Here is a 17347-nt window from a genome sequence, read left to right on the forward strand (position 1 = left end):
CGGCGGCCACCCTCGTACGAACGCCTTACGCTCCGGCCGGCACCCCGGCCGCGAGTCGTTCTCCGATGGCCCGCAGCCCGGCGAGGTCGTGCACATCGCCGGGCAGGGCGGCCACTTCGGCCACCGCCACCTCGGGGTGAAGCGAGGTGAAGCGATCACGCGTGCGCTGCTCACGCGCGATCACCTGCATCCGTTCGGCGTGCAGGCGCAGCAGTCCTGCCGTGATCCGGTCGACGGCCGTGGTGTCGTCATCGGCGCCGGGGGGTTCGGCGGCCGTGTCACGAAGTCCAGCTTTCCCGGACTCCTGATCGACAATGCAGCCGTCTTCAAGATTCTCTGCGGCGGCCAACGCCCGTTCGGCGGACAGCTGGTCGGCACCGCTGCCGTGCACCCGGTTGAGCACCAGACCGGCCAGCGGCATGCTCTCCGCGGCCAGCCGCTCCACGAAGTACGCCGCCTCGCGCAGCGCGTCCGGCTCGGGCGCCGCGACCACGAGGAAGGCCGTACCGGGCGCCTGGAGCAGCCGGAAGGTCGCGTCGGCGCGCGTGCGGAAGCCGCCGAACATCGTGTCCATCGCCGCGACGAAGGTCTGGACGTCCTTCAGCAGCGAAGCCCCCATCAGCTTGCTGAGGGTGCCGGTCATCATCGACATCCCGACGTTCAGGAACTTCATCCCGGCCCGGCCGCCCACCTTCGCCGGCGCCATCAGCACCCGGATGAACTTCCCGTCCAGGAAGGACCCCAGGCGCTTCGGCGCGTCGAGGAAGTCCAGCGCGGACCGGCTCGGCGGGGTGTCCACGATGATCAGGTCCCAGTCGTCCCGGGCCCGCAGCTGCCCGAGCTTCTCCATCGCCATGTACTCCTGCGTGCCCGCGAAGCCGGCCGACAGCGACTGGTAGAAGGGGTTGGCGAGGATGGCCCGGGCACGCTCGGCGTCCGCGTGCGCTTCGACGATCTCGTCGAAGGTGCGCTTCATGTCGAGCATCATGGCGTGCAGTTCGCCGCCGTCCGCACCGGCGCCGGCGACCCTGCGGGGCGTGTTGTCCAGCGAGTCGATCCCCATCGACTGCGCGAGCCGCCGCGCCGGATCGATGGTCAGCACGACCGCCTTCCGCCCGCGCGCCGCCGCCCGTACGCCCAGGGCCGCGGCCGTGGTGGTCTTCCCGACGCCACCCGCCCCGCAGCACACGATGATGCGGGTCTGCCGGTCGTCCAGCAGCCGGTCGACCACCAGCCGCGGCGGAGAGTCCAGGCCCACCGTTTCCACCCCCTCGCTCATTCGGCCACCGACTGCTTCCGGAGTTCCTTGGCCAGTTCGTAGAGCCCCGCCAGGTCCATCCCCGCCCCGAGGAGGGGCAGTTCGTACGTCGGCAGGTCCAGCCCCGTCAGTACGGCGCGCTGCTCGCGCTCCAGCTCCACCCGGCCCGCGTGCTCGGCGGCCTGTGCGAGCAGCGGTTCGACCAGCCGCTCGGCGAGTCCGCCGCGGCGCGCACCGCCCAGCCCCGCCCAGGACAGGGCGCGCGCCACCCCGGCGCGGTGGTCGGCGGCCGCGGTGCGCAGGGTGTCCTCGTCCAGATGGTGCGGGCGGACCATGTTGACGACGACGCGGCCGACGGGCAGCCCCGCCTCGCGCAGTTCCTCGATGCCGTCCGCGGTCTCCTGGACGGGCATCTCCTCCAGGAGGGTGACCAGGTGCACCGCCGTCTCGGGGGACTTGAGCACCTTCATGACGGCCTGCGCCTGGTTGTGGATGGGCCCGAACCGGGCCAGGCCCGCCACCTCGTCGTTGACGTTGAGGAAGCGGGTGATCCGGCCGGTCGGCGGCGCGTCCATGATCACGTGGTCATAGACGTACTGCCCCGCCTTGTCCTTGCGGCGCACCGCCTCGCACGCCTTGCCCGTCAGCAGCACGTCGCGCAGGCCGGGGGCGATCGTCGTCGCGAAGTCGATGGCGCCGAGCTTCTTGAGGGCGCGTCCGGCCGAGCCGAGCTTGTAGAACATCTGGAGGTAGTCCAGCAGCGCCCGCTCGGCGTCGATGGCGAGCGCGAAGACCTCACCCCCGCCGGGCGCCACGGCGATCTTCCGCTCCTCGTAGGGGAGCGCCTCGGCGCCGAAGAGCTGCGCGAGTCCCTGCCTGCCCTCGACCTCCACCAGTAGAGTCCGTCCGCCCTCGCGTGCGAGGGCGAGCGCGAGTGCCGCGGCGACCGTGGTCTTGCCGGTGCCGCCCTTGCCGCTGACCACCTGGAGCCTGCTCACATCGCCCGAGCCTAACCACTCGGCTCCCGGGGCGCGCATGAGCCCCGCATCACAGGCACTACCCTCGCTCCCATGACCAAGAAGTTCGAATACGCGACGGTCCCGCTGCTGGTCCACGCCACCAAGCAGATCCTGGACACCTGGGGCGAGGACGGCTGGGAGCTCGTCCAGGTCGTGCCCGGCCCGAACAACCCCGAGCAGCTCGTGGCCTACCTCAAGCGGGAGAAGGCATGAGCGGCGTCGTCGACGCGAAGCTGGCCGAGCTCGGCCTGACCCTGCCCGAGGTCGTCCCGCCGCTGGCCACGTACCAGCCGGCCGTGCGGTCGGGTGCCTACGTCTACACCGCGGGCCAGCTCCCGATGGTCAAGGGCAGCCTGCCGGTCACCGGCAAGGTCGGCGCCGAGGTGTCGCCGGAGCAGGCCAAGGAGCTGGCCGCCACCTGCGCGCTGAACGCCCTGGCGGCTGTCAAGTCGGTCGTCGGTGACCTCGACAAGATCGCGCGTGTCGTGAAGGTCGTCGGCTTCGTCGCCTCGGCCCCCGACTTCACCGGTCAGCCGGGCGTGCTGAACGGCGCGAGCGAGCTCCTGGGCGCCGTTCTCGGTGAGAAGGGCGTCCACGCCCGCAGCGCCGTCGGCGTGGCGGTCCTGCCGCTCGACGCGCCCGTCGAGGTCGAGATCCAGGTCGAGCTGGTTCCCGGAGCCTGACCCCCCGAGGGAAGCCGTACGGGCCGGGGCGCGGCGCCGCTTCACGGTGCCGGCGTCCCGGATCCGGCCCGCCGCGGGTCCCGCGCCGGCGCGGGAGCGGCGGGCGCCGCCTTCCGGCCGCCGCGCGTCGGCCGTCGGAAGGACGACCCTCGAACATCGGGCCGGATGGCCGTAGCATCCGGCCATGCCGAATGGTCAGCAGCAGCCCCCCGCCGGGGGCCAGTGGTACCCGCCCGAATGGCCCGACCGCATCCGCGCGCTCGCGGACGGCTCGCTCAGCCCGGTGGAACCGCGGCTCGCCGCCACCGTGATGCTCCTGCGCGACACCTCCGACGGGCCCGTCGTCCACATGCTGCGCAGGCGGGCCTCCATGGCCTTCGCCGGCGGCGCGTACGCCTATCCGGGCGGCGGGGTCGACCCCCGTGACGAGGAGCACCACGTCGGCTGGGCGGGGCCCTCGCAGGCGGACTGGGCGGCCCGGCTCGGGACCGACGCCCGTACCGCGCAGGCCATTGTGTGCGGCGCCGTACGGGAGACCTTCGAGGAGGCGGGCGTCCTGCTCGCCGGCCCGACCCCGGACACCGTCGTCGGGGACACCACCGGCGACGACTGGGAGGCGGACCGGCAGGCCCTCGTGGCGCGGGAGCTGTCCTTCGCGGACTTCCTCGAACGCCGCGGCCTGTGGCTGCGCTCGGACCTGCTCGGTGCGTGGGCGCGCTGGATCACGCCCGAGTTCGAGCCGCGCCGCTACGACACCTGGTTCTTCGTGGCCGCCCTGCCCGAGGGCCAGCGCACCCGCAACGCCTCCACCGAGGCCGACCGGACCGTCTGGATCCGCCCGGCCGACGCCGCGGACGGGTACGACAAGGGCGAGCTGCTGATGATGCCCCCGACCATCTCCACGCTGCGGTCCCTGGAGGCGTACGGGAGCGCCGCGGACGCGCTCACCGCGGCCGGGGCCCAGGAGCTCGCCCCGGTGCTGGCGCAGGCCGCGCTGGAGGACGGCGAGGTGGTGCTCAGCTGGCCGGGCCACGACGAGTTCACCAAGCGCGTCCGCCTCGGACGCCCCGCCGGCCCGGGAGGTCCCGCATGAGCGACGCCGCCGCACTGCCCGGACAGCCCCGCGGACTCGTCACCTCGGGGCCGGCCACCGCCCGCGCGGTGAACGTACTGGCCCCCAACCCCTCCGCGATGACCCTGGACGGCACCAACACCTGGCTGGTGTCCGAGCCCGACTCGGACCTCGCCGTCGTCATCGACCCCGGCCCGCTGGACGAGGCCCACCTGAGGGCGGTCGTCGCCACCGCCGAGCGGGCGGGCAAGCGGGTCGCGCTCACCCTGCTCACCCACGGCCACCCCGACCACGCGGGGGGCGCGGGCCGCTTCGCCGAGCTCACCGGTACCGCGGTCCGGGCGCTGGACCCGGCGCTGCGCCTGGGCGACGAGGGGCTGGCCGCCGGGGACGTGATCCGGACCGGCGGGCTGGAGCTGCGGGTGGTGCCGACGCCCGGCCACACCAGCGACTCGCTCTGCTTCCACCTGCCCGCCGACCGGGCGGTGCTGACCGGCGACACCATCCTCGGCCGTGGCACCACGGTGGTCGCGCACCCCGACGGCCGCCTCGGCGACTACCTGGACTCCCTGCGCCGCCTGCGCTCGCTCACCGTGGACGACGGGGTGCACACCGTCCTGCCGGGACACGGGCCGGTCCTGGAGGACGCACAGGGCGCCGTCGAGTACTACCTGGCCCACCGGGCGCACCGGCTGGCGCAGGTCGAGACGGCCGTCGAGAACGGCTTCACCACCCCCGAGGCGGTCGTCGCCCAGGTGTACGCGGACGTCGACCGCTCCCTGTGGCCGGCGGCGCAGTGGTCCGTGCGGGCACAGCTCGAGTACCTCCAAGAGCACGGGCTGATCCCCGGCGGACCCGAATGAACGAGGTGCGCGCCCTGATCCGGGACGGCCGGTAGATCACGGCGGTCAAGGCCCGTCGCCGCATCACGGGGGCGGGCCGGGGGAGGCCGCCCCGCGAACGGCGGCGCCGCCGGGCATGCGGAGGGGTCCTGCCCGGCCGGGCAGGACCCCTCTCGCGTACGACCGTGCGGTGCGACCGGCAGCTGTCAGCGGGAGCGCTTCGCGAGGCGCTCCACGTCCAGGAGGATCACCGCGCGGGCCTCGAGGCGGAGCCAGCCGCGGCCCGCGAAGTCGGCCAGGGCCTTGTTCACGGTCTCGCGCGAGGCGCCGACGAGCTGTGCGAGCTCTTCCTGGGTGAGGTCGTGCACCACGTGGATGCCCTCCTCCGACTGCACGCCGAAGCGGCGCGACAGGTCGAGGAGCGCCCGGGCCACGCGGCCGGGAACGTCGGAGAAGACCAGGTCGGACATCTGGTCGTTGGTCTTGCGCAGGCGCCGTGCGACGGCGCGCAGCAGGGCGGTCGCGACCTCGGGCCGGGCGTTGAGCCAGGGCTGGAGGTCGCCGTGGCCGAGGCCGAGCAGCTTGACCTCGGTCAGCGCGGTGGCGGTGGCGGTACGCGGGCCCGGGTCGAAGAGCGACAGCTCACCGATCAGCTCACCGGGGCCGAGGACGGCCAGCATGTTCTCGCGGCCGTCGGGGGAGGTGCGGTGCAGCTTCACCTTGCCCTCGGTCACGACATACAGCCGGTCGCCGGGGTCGCCCTCGTGGAACAGGGCGTCGCCGCGTGCGAGGGTCACCTCGCCCATGGAGGCGCGGAGCTCCGCGGCCTGCTCGTCATCGAGCGCCGCGAAGAGCGGGGCGCGCCGCAGAACGTCGTCCACGAGTCTCTCTCCTATGTCGACCAGCTCAGGGGACCGTGCTCCCCATTTTGCCGGACGGCTCAAACAGTGCGATCAATCACAAGGATGCCGGACGGACGGGCGTGCTGTGCGGCGAGAGCCCGATCGGGGTGGTGTTACCTGAGGTCCGGACGGGCGTCAGCGCCCGGCCTTAGGCTGGCCGGGTGTCCAATAAGCCGCTGAGAGCACAGGCCAAGGGGTCCGCAGGAGTGACGGACGCCCAGAATTCAGCCGTGGGCGAACAAGCCCCCTCGATGGCGCTTCCGAAGGCCGCGACCGCCCCTCAGGGCAAAGTTTCGGCCAAGAAACCGAAGGCGGCGAAGCAGGAATCCCGCCTGGCCATGGTGCGCCGGGCGCGTCGCATCAACCGCGAGCTGGCCGAGACCTACCCGTACGCCCATCCGGAGCTCGACTTCCGCAATCCCTTCGAGCTGCTCGTCGCGACGGTGCTGTCCGCGCAGACCACCGACCTGCGGGTGAACCAGACGACCCCGGCCCTCTTCGCGGCCTATCCGACCCCCGAGGACATGGCCGCGGCCGTCCCCGAGGATCTGGAGGAACTCATCCGCCCGACCGGGTTCTTCCGGATGAAGGCCAAGTCGCTGCTGGGCCTGTCGCAGGCGCTGCGGGACGGCCACGGCGGGGAGGTGCCGGGCCGGCTGGAGGACCTGGTGAAGCTGCCCGGCGTCGGCCGGAAGACGGCCAACGTGGTTCTCGGCAATGCGTTCGGTGTCCCCGGGATCACCGTGGACACCCACTTCGGACGGCTGGTGCGCCGCTGGAAGTGGACCGAGCAGCAGGACCCGGAGAAGGTCGAGGCGGAGATCTGCGCGATCTTCCCCAAGAGCGAGTGGACGATGCTCTCGCACCGGGTCGTCTTCCACGGCCGTCGCATCTGCCACGCCCGCAGGCCCGCCTGCGGGGCCTGCCCGATCGCCCCGCTGTGCCCGGCGTACGGGGAGGGCGAGACGGACCCGGAGAAGGCGAAGAAGCTGCTCAAGTACGAGAAGGGCGGCCGGCCGGGCCAGCGGCTGAGCCCGCCCCCGGACTACCCCGGCCTGCCGGCGCCGCCGCTCGGCGCGGTCGCCGCGCAGGAGTCACAGGAGCCGTAGGAGCCGGAGTCCGGAGGCGGAGCGACGGAGCCGTAGGAGCCGTAGGAGCCGGAGCGACGGAGCCGTAGGAACGAATCGGTACCCGGACCGCGTTTGCGGTGTGGGAGACGCTGTTGACAGAGGAACGCGGACAGGAGCGCCTATGACGCGCGGTACACGGGACGAGGCCGGGGTCACTGCGGGAGTGCGCGAGGGGGGCGGCCCGGCCGTCACCACCGCGGGGCTGCCCGAATGGCTCGATCCCGTCGTCGAGGCCGCCCGGACCGTGGAACCGCGGCAGCTGAGCCGGTTCCTGCCGCCCGAGGACGGCCGGGGGAGGCAGTCGGCTGTCCTCATCCTGTTCGGCGAGGGCCCCCGTGGGCCGGAGCTGCTGCTGATGGAGCGCGCCGGAACGCTGCGCTCGCATGCGGGCCAGCCGTCCTTCCCGGGCGGTGCGCTGGACCCGGAGGACGGGGATCCGCACACCACCGGCCCGCTGTCGGCCGCACTGCGCGAGGCCGAGGAAGAGACCGGACTCGATCCGTCCGGTGTTCAGCTCTTCGGGGTGCTGCCCCGGCTCTACATCCCGGTCAGCGAGTTCGTCGTGACCCCGGTTCTGGGCTGGTGGCACACCCCGAGCCCGGTCGGCGTCGTGGATCCGGCCGAGACGGCCCGGGTGTTCACGGTTGCGGTGGCCGACCTCACGGATCCCGAGTACCGGGTCACGACGGTCCACCCGCGGGGGCATCTGGGCCCCGGGTTCACCGTCGAGTCGGCCCTCGTCTGGGGTTTCACGGCAGGAGTGATCGACCGGATCCTGCACTTCGCCGGCTGGGAACGTCCGTGGGACCGATCACGTCAGGTCCCGCTCGACTGGCACGCATGAGACGGTGGCCCACGTGAACGTGCTGGACATCCTGTTGTTGCTCGCCGCCGTGTGGTTCGCGATCGTCGGCTACCGCCAGGGGTTCGTCGTCGGCATCCTGTCGGTGATCGGCTTCCTGGGCGGTGGCCTGGTCGCCGTTGCCCTACTCCCGCTGATCTGGGACCGGGTGACCGACGACGGCACCCAGGTGTCCACCACGGTCGTGGTCATCGCCGTCGTCGCGGTCATCATCTGTGCCTCGGTCGGCCAGGCGCTGACCACCCACCTCGGCGGCAAACTCCGCCGCCAGATCACCGGTACGCCCGCGCGCGTGCTCGACGCCACCGGCGGCGCCCTGGTCAACGTGGTCGCGATGCTGCTCGTGGCCTGGCTGATCGGCTCGGCGCTCGCCGGCACCTCGCTGCCCACGCTGGGCAAGGAGGTCCGTAACTCCAAGGTGCTCCTGGGGGTTTCGCGGGTGCTGCCCGACCAGGCGAACACCTGGTTCTCGGACTTCAGCTCCACCCTCGCGCGCAACGGCTTCCCCCAGGTGTTCAGCCCGTTCTCCAACGAGCCCATCACCGAGGTGAAGGCGCCCGACCCGGCGCTCGCCACCAGTCCCGTCGCGGACCTGGCCAAGCGCTCGATCGTGAAGGTCGTGGGCACGGCGCCCAGTTGCAGCAAGGTGCTGGAGGGCACGGGCTTCGTCTTCGCGCCCGGCAAGGTCATGACCAACGCGCACGTCGTCGGCGGGGTCGGTGAGCCGACCGTGCAGATCGGCGGCGAGGGCAAGCTGTACGACGGCAAGGTCGTGCTCTACGACTGGGAGCGTGACATCGCCGTCCTGGACGTGCCCAAGCTGAAGGCGCCGCCGCTGGAGTTCACCGACAAGGACGCGACGAGCGGCGGCGACGCGATCGTCGCCGGCTTCCCGGAGAACGGCGCGTACGACGTCCGCGCGGCCCGGGTCCGCGGCCGGATCAATGCCAACGGACCGGACATCTACCACCGCGGCACCGTCCGACGGGACGTCTACTCGCTGTTCGCGACGGTCCGCCAGGGCAACTCCGGCGGCCCGCTGCTTACGCCCGAAGGAAAGGTCTACGGGGTCGTGTTCGCGAAGTCCCTCGACGACCCGAACACCGGCTACGCGCTGACCTTGGACGAGATCCGCGACGACATCGAGAAGGGCCGGACCGCCGAGCGCCGGGTCGAGAGCCAGGGCTGCGCCCTCTGACGCGGCGCCCCGCCGGGTCCCTACGTCCGTGGATGCCGCAGGCGTGCGGAGACCCAGCGGGCCCGGCGGCGCAGGATGCGGGGAATTCCGAGGCGTGGGTCGTGGCCGTGCCGGCCGGCCCTCTCGTGCGTGCCCGGTGTGGCTGCCGGGCGGCGTTCGTGCGCGGTGTCACCGTAGTCGTGCGTCCAGCTCATACTCGGCTCTGTGCCCGGGCCCCATGGTCCGTAACCCCGTACGGGGCGGCCAATTGGCCTATGCGCCGGGCAATTGAATGCCCGTAGGGCGATCCGACTGCTGAACTGCCCTGTGTGCGGCGGACGGTCAGCGGTCCGGCTCGGGGTCCTTCAGCCAGTTCTCCAGCTCGGTCGAGAAGGCGACGGGGTCCTCCTCGTGCGGGAAGTGCCCGAGCCCGTCGAACAGCCGCCACCGGTAGGGGGCTTCGACGTACTCGCCGGATCCGGCGGCGCTGCGCGTGCGCATCACCGGGTCGAGTGAACCGTGCAGGTGCAGCGTGGGCACCCGGACGGGCCGCTTCATCCGCCGGTTGAACTGGAGCCCGTCGGGCCGGGCCATCGACCGCATCATCCAGCGGTACGGCTCGATCGAGCAGTGCGCGGTGGACGGGATGCACATGGCCCGCCGGTACACGGCGAGGTCCTCCTCCTCGGGAGGTCGCGGCCCCGACCAGTCGCGGATCAGGTCCCCCACGAGGGCCCCGCCGTCGGCGACGAGCTGCCGCTCGGGCACGAAGGGCCGCTGGAAGCCCCAGATGTGGGAACTCGCCCGGGTCTGGCCGAAGTCCGACAGCATCGCCGAGCGCCAGCGACGGGGATGGGGCATGGACGACACGACGAGCCGGCGCACCAGCTTGGGCCGCATCACGGCCGCCGTCCAGGCGAGATAGCCGCCCAGGTCGTGCCCGACGAGCGCGGCGTCCGGCTCGCCGAGGGACCGCACGACCCCGGTGATGTCGAGCGCCAGGTTGGCGGGGTCGTAGCCGCGCGGGGTGCGGTCGCTGCCGCCGACCCCGCGCAGGTCCATCGCGACCGCGCGGTACCCGGCGGCGGCGAGCGCGGTCAGTTGGTGCCGCCACGTCCACCAGAACTGCGGGAAGCCGTGCAGCAGCAGCACCAGCGGTCCGTCACCGAGCTCGGCGACGTGGAACCGGGCACCGTTGGCGGCCACGTCCCGGTGCGTCACCGCTTCCCCGCCGGGGAGGCCGAGCCGCACGGCTGTGGCGGCCGTGGGCGGAATGCTGGGGTCCGGCGTGGGCGCTGTCATGAGGACGAGCGTGCCACACCCACAGCCTTGTCACTCACCGGCCGCGGGTGCGGCTTGACGGTCCCGACCACCGCGGCGGTCTGCTTGACCGAGGCGATGGACTTCTCCGGCGGCTTGATCTTCTTGAACTTCCGTACGGCGATCAGCGCGAGCACGCCCGCGATCAGCAGGAACGCGCCGCCGACGATCAGGAAGGACCAGGCGAGGCCGAGCCCCAGGTTGTGGATCCCGTACGCCGCGGCGAAGGTCAGCACGGGGAGGGAGAAGACGGCGAAGACACCCGCGGCGACGAGGGAGACGCTGCCGCTGCCCACGCGCTTGGCGTCCTCGCGGAGCTCGGCCTTGGCCAGGGCGATCTCGTCGTGAACCAGGGCGGACATCTCGGCGGTGGCCGAGGCGACCAGCTGGCCGAGTGTGCGCTCGGCTCCCTGCGCCCCTTGGTCCACTGCGCTCATCGCTCTCTCCTTCTGTCGTCCGCCGCCGCCTGGCGGCTGTGGTGCGTCTGTCCCCGCGTCGTCACTCAGATCATGCCGGACGGTCGGCCTCGGTGGTGGACCCGGCTTCGCTTTGGAGCGCGGTGGCGGCCGCCTTCTCCGCCTTGCGGCGGTGTTCCGCCGCCCGGTCCTCGTAGATCTTCGCCATCCGCAGGTGGTACTCGGGCTTGTCCTCCTCGTAGATGTCCGGGATGCCGTCCTGATCGTCGTCGCGCTCCTCGGCCTCGGTGAGCAGCCGGTAGCGGCGGTCGCGGAGCTTGAGCAGCACGCACGCCGTCACGGCGGCGATGAGGGAGCCGATCAGCACGGCGGCCTTGACCTCGTCGGTGAGGGTCGCGTCGCCCGCGAAGGCGAGCTCGCCGATGAGGAGGGAGACGGTGAAGCCGATGCCGGCGAGCGTGGCGACGGCGAAGACGTCGGGCCAGGCCAGGTCCTCGTTCAGCTCGGCCTTGGTGAAGCGGGCGGCCAGCCAGGTCCCGCCGAAGATGCCCGCGGCCTTGCCGACGACGAGGCCGAGGACCACGCCGAGGGTCTCGGGGCGGGTGAAGACCTGCGCGATGGCCTCGTCGGAGAGCGAGACCCCGGCGGAGAGGAGGGCGAAGAGCGGGACGGCGAGACCGGCCGAGACGGGCCGGACCAGGTGCTCGATGTGCTCGCCGGGGGAGCTCCGCTCGCCCTCCCTGCGGCTGCAGCGGAGCATCAGGCCCATGGCGACGCCGGCGATGGTGGCGTGTACGCCGCTGTTGTACATCAGGCCCCAGATGACCAGGGCGAGCGGGACGTAGACGTACCAGCCCCGGACGTCGCGGCGGAGCAGGAACCAGAAGAGGGCCAGTCCCACCAGCGCCCCTCCCAGCGCCAGGAAGTCGATCTCGCTGGTGAAGAAGACCGCGATGATCAGGATGGCGAAGAGGTCGTCGACGACGGCGAGGGTCAGCAGGAAGGCGCGCAGGGCCGAGGGGAGGGAGGTGCCGATGACGGCGAGCACGGCGAGTGCGAAGGCGATGTCCGTTGCCGTCGGGACTGCCCAGCCGTCCATGGAGCCGTTGCCGGTGACGTTGACCAGTGCGTAGACCAGTGCGGGCACGGCCATGCCGCAGAGGGCGGCGATCACCGGGAGAGCGGCGGCCTTGGGGTCGCGCAGGTCGCCCGCGACGAGTTCGCGCTTGAGCTCGATGCCGGCGACGAAGAAGAAGATGGCGAGGAGTCCGTCGGCCGCCCAGTGCTGGAGGGAGAGGTCCAGGCCGAGGGAGGCGGGGCCGATGTGGAAGGACCGTACGCTCGCGTAGCTGTCCGAGATGGCGGGGATGTTGGCCCAGAGCAGCGCGGCGATCGCGGCCACGAGGAGCAGGACGCCGCCCACCGTCTCGGCGCGCAGGGCATCGGCGATGTAGCGGCTCTCGGGCAGCGAGAGCCGGCCGAGGAGCTTGCGGCTCTTGTGGTCGGTGGGGGTGGGCGCGGCCACGGGGGCACCTCCGGGGGCTGTTGGACGGCATGACGGAACTGGTTGCCGACCAGACTTCCCGGCGCACCCTGTGGTCTTTCTTTACGCTTTCAAGATTTTACAGGGTGTACGCGAGGGCGTATCCGGCGATCGTCACTTTATGCGCGAAAGGGGCACCCGGCGCGTCGCGCCGAGTGCCCCTTCCCGCGTCCGTCGCCGGTGACGCCGGTGTCGTGGTGTCAGTCCTCGCTGCCGGCGGCGGCCGGGAGCTTGCTCTGGATGAGGTCCATGACGGAGGAGTCGGCGAGCGTGGTGACGTCGCCGACGGCGCGGTTCTCCGCCACGTCGCGCAGCAGACGGCGCATGATCTTGCCCGAGCGGGTCTTCGGCAGTTCCTGCACCGGCAGGATCCGCTTGGGCTTGGCGATCGGGCCGAGCGTGCTGCCCACGTGGTTGCGCAGGTCCGCGACCAGGTTCTCGGTCTCGGACGCGCTGCCGCGCAGGATGACGAAGGCCACGATGGCCTGGCCGGTGGTCTCGTCGGTGGCGCCGACGACGGCGGCCTCGGCGACCGCGGGGTGCGAGACGAGCGCCGACTCGACCTCGGTGGTGGAGATGTTGTGGCCGGAGACCAGCATCACGTCGTCCACCCGGCCCAGCAGCCAGATGTCGCCGTCGTCGTCCTTCTTGGCGCCGTCGCCCGCGAAGTACTTGCCCTCGAAACGCGACCAGTAGGTGTCGATGAACCGCTGGTCGTCGCCCCAGATGGTGCGCAGCATCGACGGCCACGGCTCGGTGAGGACCAGGTAGCCGCCCCCGCCGTCCGGGACCTCGTGCGCCTCGTCGTCCACGACGGTGGCGGAGATTCCGGGCAGGGCGCGCTGGGCGGAGCCCGGCTTGGTGTGCGTGACGCCGGGCAGCGGGGAGATCATCATCGCGCCGGTCTCGGTCTGCCACCAGGTGTCCACGATCGGGCAGCGGTCGCCGCCGATGTGCTTGCGGTACCAGACCCAGGCCTCGGGGTTGATCGGCTCGCCGACGGATCCCAGGACACGCAGGCTCGACAGGTCGAACTTGGCGGGGATGTCGTCGCCCCACTTCATGAACGTGCGGATGGCCGTGGGCGCCGTGTAGAGGATCGTGACGCCGTACTTCTGCACGACCTCCCAGAACCGGCCCTGGTGCGGGGTGTCCGGCGTGCCCTCGTACATGACCTGAGTGGCGCCGTTCGCGAGCGGCCCGTAGACGATGTAGGAGTGCCCGGTCACCCAGCCGATGTCGGCCGTGCACCAGTAGACGTCGCTCTCCGGCTTCAGGTCGAAGACCGCGTGGTGGGTGTAGGCCGCCTGCGTGAGGTAGCCGCCGGAGGTGTGCAGGATGCCCTTCGGCTTACCCGTGGTCCCCGAGGTGTAGAGGATGAAGAGCGGGTGCTCGGCGTCGAAGGCCTGCGGGGCGTGCTCGGCGGACTGGCGGGCGACCACGTCGTGCCACCAGACGTCGCGGCCCTCGGTGAGGGCGGTGTCCTGGCCGGTGCGGCGTACGACGAGTACGTGCTCGACCTGGGGGCACTTGGCGACGGCCTCGTCGATGGCGGGCTTCAGGGCGCTGGGCTTGCCGCGGCGGTAGCCGCCGTCGGCGGTGATGACCAGCTTGGCGTCGGCGTCCTGGATCCGGGAGGCGACGGCGTCGGCGGAGAAGCCGCCGAAGACCACCGAGTGCGCGGCGCCGATGCGGGCGCACGCGAGCATCGCGACGACCGCCTCGGGGATCATCGGGAGGTAGACGGCGACGCGGTCGCCGGCCTCGACGCCCAGCTCGGTGAGGGCGTTGGCGGCCCTGGAGACCTCGTCCTTGAGCTCGGCGTAGGTGATCGAGCGGCTGTCTCCGGGCTCGCCCTCGAAGTGGATGGCGACGCGGTCGCCGTTGCCGGCCTCCACGTGGCGGTCCACGCAGTTGTAGGCGACGTTCAGCCTGCCGTCGGCGAACCACTTCGCGAAGGGCGGGTTCGTCCAGTCGAGCGTCTCGGTCGGCTCGGTGGCCCAGGTCAGCCGCCGGGCCTGCTCGGCCCAGAAGCCCAGCCGGTCCGCGTCGGCCTGTGCGTACGCAGCCTCTTTCACATTGGCGGCGGCGGCCAGATCGGCGGGCGGTGCGAACCGCCGCTCCTCCTTGAGCAGATTGGCCAGGCTCTCATTGCTCACGACATCTCCCTTTCCCAGGGTGTCCGTTGTGTCCCCGGGCATAGCTCATCAGTCTGCGGCCCGGGTGACAAGGGGTAACCTGAAATTGGTTTAGACCTATATCACGCAGACGGTCGGTACGAGAACGGCGTGCGAACGGCCCCTCCCCGCTGCAGGGTGCGGGAAGGGGCCAATCGATGGCACGGATACCGGAGGGTATCGGTTCAGGCGTGCTGGCCGACCGTGTCGAAGACCCTGCAGTCGAAGAAGTCCTCGCCCTCGGACAGCAGGTAGGCCTGGGCCTCACCCACGTGGAAGTACATCCCGTGCAGTTCCAGGCTGCCCTCGGCGAGCCGCCGGGCCACCGATTCGTGGGCCCGCAGGTGCTCCAGCTGCTGGACCACATTGGTCAGGCACAGCTGCTCCACGGCGTCGGCGGGCAACCGGCCCGCGATCCGGGCCCACGCGTGATGGCGGCTCGCCATCCGCTCCAGACTGGGCAGTCCGTGGCGCAGCCAGCGGCGCAGCGGGGTCACCGCGACCCCGGGAGCGGAGCTGAGGAGGGCCTGCATGGCCCCGCAGCCCGAGTGCCCGCAGACCGTGATGCTGTCCACCTTCAGCACGTCCACCGCGTACTCGATGGCCGCCGCGACGGAGTCGTCCGTGGACTCGGCCCCGGGCAGCGGCACCAGGTTCCCGACGTTGCGGACGGTGAACAGGTCTCCGGGGCCGCTCGCCGTGATCATGCTGGTCACCAGCCGGGAGTCCGCGCAGGTGATGAAGAGCTGGGAGGGCCGCTGCCCCTCGCGGGCCAGCCGCGCCAGCTCGTCCCGCACGTGGGGTGCGGTGTCCCGCTGGAAGGCGCTGATCCCGTTGGCCAGTTGGCCCGCGCCGCGCCGCCGGGGCGGTGAGGGGTCCTGCGCCCCCGCGTCCTGCGCTCCGACGCCCTGTGCTCCGGCGTCCCGTGCCCCGACGTCCTGCGGGTCCGTGGCCGCCGCTGCCGCCATGGTCGCGGCCGTGGCCGTACGGGTGGCCGTGGCACGGTGGTCGCAGTGGTTCTGCCAGGGGGTCCAGGGGCGGCAGCACTGGTGGGTCCCGCGCTGCTGGGCGCGCCGGGACCGCTCGCCAAGGTGCCCGCCCTCGGCGTGGCGGCCGTCGTGGCCGCGACCGGATCCGTGCGCCCCGTCCGCGGTCCCGTCGGTGCTTCCGGCCCCGTCCGCTCCGGTGGGGGAACCGGCCTTCCCGGCCGCGGCCGGATCGGCCCCGGTGATCCGGGCCGCCTGCCCCGAGCGGCCGGTGACCTCCAGGGACCCCCCGTGCGCCAGGTGGGACTGCTGCCAGTCCTGGATCGTCTCGTAGGCCGCGTGGTCCATGAAGGACCCGTCGAGCTCGACCACGGCGTGGGCTCCGTGCGGGATCTGGTTGAGCACCCGGCTCAGCCGCGGCACCGCGAGGAAGGTCAACTGCCCGCGCGCACGGACCCGGTGGACACCGCTGTCCAGCCGCTCCAGCGTGAAGCGCGTCCGGGCGAGCCGGTGCAGGGCCAGGGCCACGGCCACGGCGATGCCCACGGCCACGCCCTCCAGTACCCCGCCGAGCACCACGGCCACGATGGTCGTCCCGTAGACGAGGGCCTCCCGGTGCCGGGTGACGCTGCGCAGGTGCGTGATGCTGACCATCTGCACCCCCACCGCCATCACCAGGGCGGCCAGCGTGGCCAGCGGGATCAGGTCGAGGAGCGGGACCAGCAGGAAGGCGGCGAGCAGCACCCACAGGCCGTGCAGCATGGCCGAATTCCGGCTGGCCGCTCCGGACTTGACGTTCGCCACGCTGCGCACGGCCACGCCCGTGATCGGCAGCCCGCCCAGAGCACCGGAGACGATGTTCGCCGCGCCCTGCCCGCGCAGCTCACGGTCGAGATCGGCGCGCGGCGGGCGGTTGTCCGTGCCCCGCTCGGAGGCGATCAGCTTGTCGGTCGCGACCGACGAGAGCAGGGACTCCACGCTTCCGACCAGGGTGATGGTCAGTACGGCGGCGATGAGACCGAGAACCGGTCCTTCGGGCATCTCGGGAAGGGCGTGGCTGCGCCAGGACGGCAGGTCCACCCGGGGAAGGCTGAGCCCGGCCAGAGCGGCGAAGGCGGTGGCCGTGGCGACGGCGGCGAGGGGTGCCGGCACCTTGCGCAGGCCCCGGCCCACCCGCCCGGGCAGCCGCGGCCAGCCGAGCAGGACGACCAGTGTCAGCACGCTGATGCCGAGTGCCACGGGGTGCAGGTCGGCCAGCTGGGCCGGCAGCCCGAGGACGTTCGCCACGGCCGAGCTCTGCGGGGTGCCGCCGAGCACGATGTGCAGCTGGGCCAGTGCGATGGTCACGCCGATGCCCGCGAGCATGCCGTGCACGATGGCCGGGCTGACCATGAGCGCGGACCGCGCGGTGCGCAGGGCGGCGAGGCCGAGCTGGCAGACACCGGCGAGCACGGTGATGGCACACGTGGTGCGCCATCCATACCGCTGGATCAACTCCGCGGTGACCACGGTGAGTCCGGCCGCGGGCCCGCTCACCTGGAGCGGAGCGCCGCCCAGGCGTCCGGCGACGATCCCGCCCACCGCGGCCGCGACCAGGCCCGCCTGGAGCGGGGCTCCGGTGGCCAGGGCGATGCCGAGGGAGAGCGGCATGGCGATCAGGAAGACGGTGATGGAGGCGGAGAGGTCCGCGGAGAGATCTTTGCGGATCCCCTGGGGTGTGCGTGTGGGGAAGGTGGCTGTCATGGGGTCCCGTCTCCTCTGGGATGAGGGGTGAAGCGGCGGGAGTCTCAACACTCAGTAAACGGATGGTAATGGAGAGTAAAGATGAGTGGTGGATAATTCGGGCAAATGGCTTATGAATTAGCACTCAAGGGTGATTAAGCATTTTGTCCGGCTTGTCATACCTTCCTTGCGGTGGACCGCATGGCACGTTGCGGCGCGGAAGTCCTGCGATGGAACT

15 protein-coding genes are annotated in these 17347 nt (G+C 71.9%); 7 read left to right on the plus strand and 8 right to left on the minus strand.

Features of this window, described 5'->3' with window-relative positions; all coding sequences use genetic code 11:
* Nucleotides 1–25 precede the first annotated feature (25 nt).
* Both ACIPXC_RS20370 and ACIPXC_RS20375 read right to left on the minus strand, forming a co-directional pair.
* Nucleotides 26–1279, minus strand: a complete 1254-nt coding sequence (locus ACIPXC_RS20370) for an ArsA family ATPase (RefSeq protein WP_401619949.1) — start codon at nucleotides 1277–1279, stop codon at nucleotides 26–28.
* The gene (locus tag ACIPXC_RS20375) at nucleotides 1276–2256 is read right to left on the minus strand and encodes an ArsA family ATPase (RefSeq protein ID WP_401619952.1); all 981 of its coding nucleotides are present in this window, start codon (nucleotides 2254–2256) and stop codon (nucleotides 1276–1278) included. The genes ACIPXC_RS20370 and ACIPXC_RS20375 overlap by 4 nt, the downstream gene beginning before the upstream one ends.
* A gap of 72 nt (nucleotides 2257–2328) precedes the next feature.
* On the opposite strand from ACIPXC_RS20375, the gene ACIPXC_RS20380 reads away from it, so the two are divergent.
* The 4 genes from ACIPXC_RS20380 (at nucleotide 2329) to ACIPXC_RS20395 (ending at nucleotide 4895) form a co-directional block, all read left to right on the plus strand.
* Nucleotides 2329–2490 (plus strand): DUF4177 domain-containing protein, encoded by a 162-nt coding sequence (locus tag ACIPXC_RS20380; protein ID WP_007264966.1) that lies wholly within the window; start codon nucleotides 2329–2331, stop codon nucleotides 2488–2490.
* Nucleotides 2487–2960, plus strand: a complete 474-nt coding sequence (locus ACIPXC_RS20385) for a RidA family protein (RefSeq protein ID WP_401619955.1) — start codon at nucleotides 2487–2489, stop codon at nucleotides 2958–2960. Before ACIPXC_RS20380 ends, ACIPXC_RS20385 begins: the two co-directional genes overlap by 4 nt.
* 184 nt (nucleotides 2961–3144) lie before the next feature.
* A complete protein-coding gene (locus ACIPXC_RS20390) occupies nucleotides 3145–4053 on the plus strand; it encodes an NUDIX hydrolase (RefSeq protein ID WP_401619958.1) in 909 nt (302 codons plus the stop codon).
* Nucleotides 4050–4895 carry an MBL fold metallo-hydrolase gene (locus tag ACIPXC_RS20395; RefSeq protein WP_401619960.1) on the plus strand — a complete coding sequence of 282 codons (846 nt, stop codon included), beginning with the start codon at nucleotides 4050–4052 and terminating at the stop codon, nucleotides 4893–4895. Before ACIPXC_RS20390 ends, ACIPXC_RS20395 begins: the two co-directional genes overlap by 4 nt.
* A gap of 185 nt (nucleotides 4896–5080) precedes the next feature.
* On the opposite strand, the gene ACIPXC_RS20400 is transcribed toward ACIPXC_RS20395, so the two are convergent.
* Nucleotides 5081–5755, minus strand: coding sequence for a Crp/Fnr family transcriptional regulator (locus ACIPXC_RS20400; RefSeq protein ID WP_003981529.1), 675 nt, complete (start codon nucleotides 5753–5755; stop codon nucleotides 5081–5083).
* 251 nt (nucleotides 5756–6006) lie between these two features.
* Between ACIPXC_RS20400 and nth the strand changes: the two genes are divergently transcribed.
* The 3 genes from nth to ACIPXC_RS20415 all read left to right on the plus strand — a co-directional run bounded on the left by nth (nucleotide 6007) and on the right by ACIPXC_RS20415 (nucleotide 8966).
* Nucleotides 6007–6885 (plus strand): endonuclease III, encoded by an 879-nt coding sequence (nth, locus tag ACIPXC_RS20405; protein ID WP_401619963.1) that lies wholly within the window; start codon nucleotides 6007–6009, stop codon nucleotides 6883–6885.
* 142 nt (nucleotides 6886–7027) lie between these two features.
* Entirely contained in the window at nucleotides 7028–7750 is a 723-nt protein-coding gene (locus ACIPXC_RS20410; RefSeq protein ID WP_401619966.1) for an NUDIX hydrolase, read from the plus strand.
* A gap of 13 nt (nucleotides 7751–7763) precedes the next feature.
* On the plus strand, nucleotides 7764–8966 hold the full coding sequence (locus ACIPXC_RS20415; protein WP_401619969.1) for a MarP family serine protease: 1203 nt from the start codon (nucleotides 7764–7766) through the stop codon (nucleotides 8964–8966).
* 321 nt (nucleotides 8967–9287) lie between these two features.
* On the opposite strand, the gene ACIPXC_RS20420 is transcribed toward ACIPXC_RS20415, so the two are convergent.
* From ACIPXC_RS20420 to ACIPXC_RS20440, 5 genes are all read right to left on the minus strand, one after another.
* Nucleotides 9288–10247 carry an alpha/beta fold hydrolase gene (locus tag ACIPXC_RS20420; protein ID WP_401619972.1) on the minus strand — a complete coding sequence of 320 codons (960 nt, stop codon included), beginning with the start codon at nucleotides 10245–10247 and terminating at the stop codon, nucleotides 9288–9290.
* Complete coding sequence (locus tag ACIPXC_RS20425; RefSeq protein WP_183066580.1) at nucleotides 10244–10702, minus strand: phage holin family protein; 459 nt, start codon at nucleotides 10700–10702, stop codon at nucleotides 10244–10246. Before ACIPXC_RS20425 ends, ACIPXC_RS20420 begins: the two co-directional genes overlap by 4 nt.
* A 70-nt stretch (nucleotides 10703–10772) precedes the next feature.
* Nucleotides 10773–12206 (minus strand): Na+/H+ antiporter NhaA, encoded by a 1434-nt coding sequence (gene nhaA, locus ACIPXC_RS20430; RefSeq protein ID WP_401619976.1) that lies wholly within the window; start codon nucleotides 12204–12206, stop codon nucleotides 10773–10775.
* Nucleotides 12207–12424: 218 nt separating this feature from the next.
* Nucleotides 12425–14425: an acetate--CoA ligase gene (acs, locus tag ACIPXC_RS20435; RefSeq protein ID WP_401619979.1), complete on the minus strand. Its 2001-nt coding sequence runs from the start codon at nucleotides 14423–14425 to the stop codon at nucleotides 12425–12427.
* Nucleotides 14426–14586: 161 nt separating this feature from the next.
* Nucleotides 14587–17130 (minus strand): bifunctional SulP family inorganic anion transporter/carbonic anhydrase, encoded by a 2544-nt coding sequence (locus ACIPXC_RS20440; RefSeq protein ID WP_401619982.1) that lies wholly within the window; start codon nucleotides 17128–17130, stop codon nucleotides 14587–14589.
* Nucleotides 17131–17347 lie beyond the last annotated feature (217 nt).

This window comes from Streptomyces sp. NPDC090021 (genome assembly GCF_044748225.1).
GTDB lineage: Bacteria > Actinomycetota > Actinomycetes > Streptomycetales > Streptomycetaceae > Streptomyces.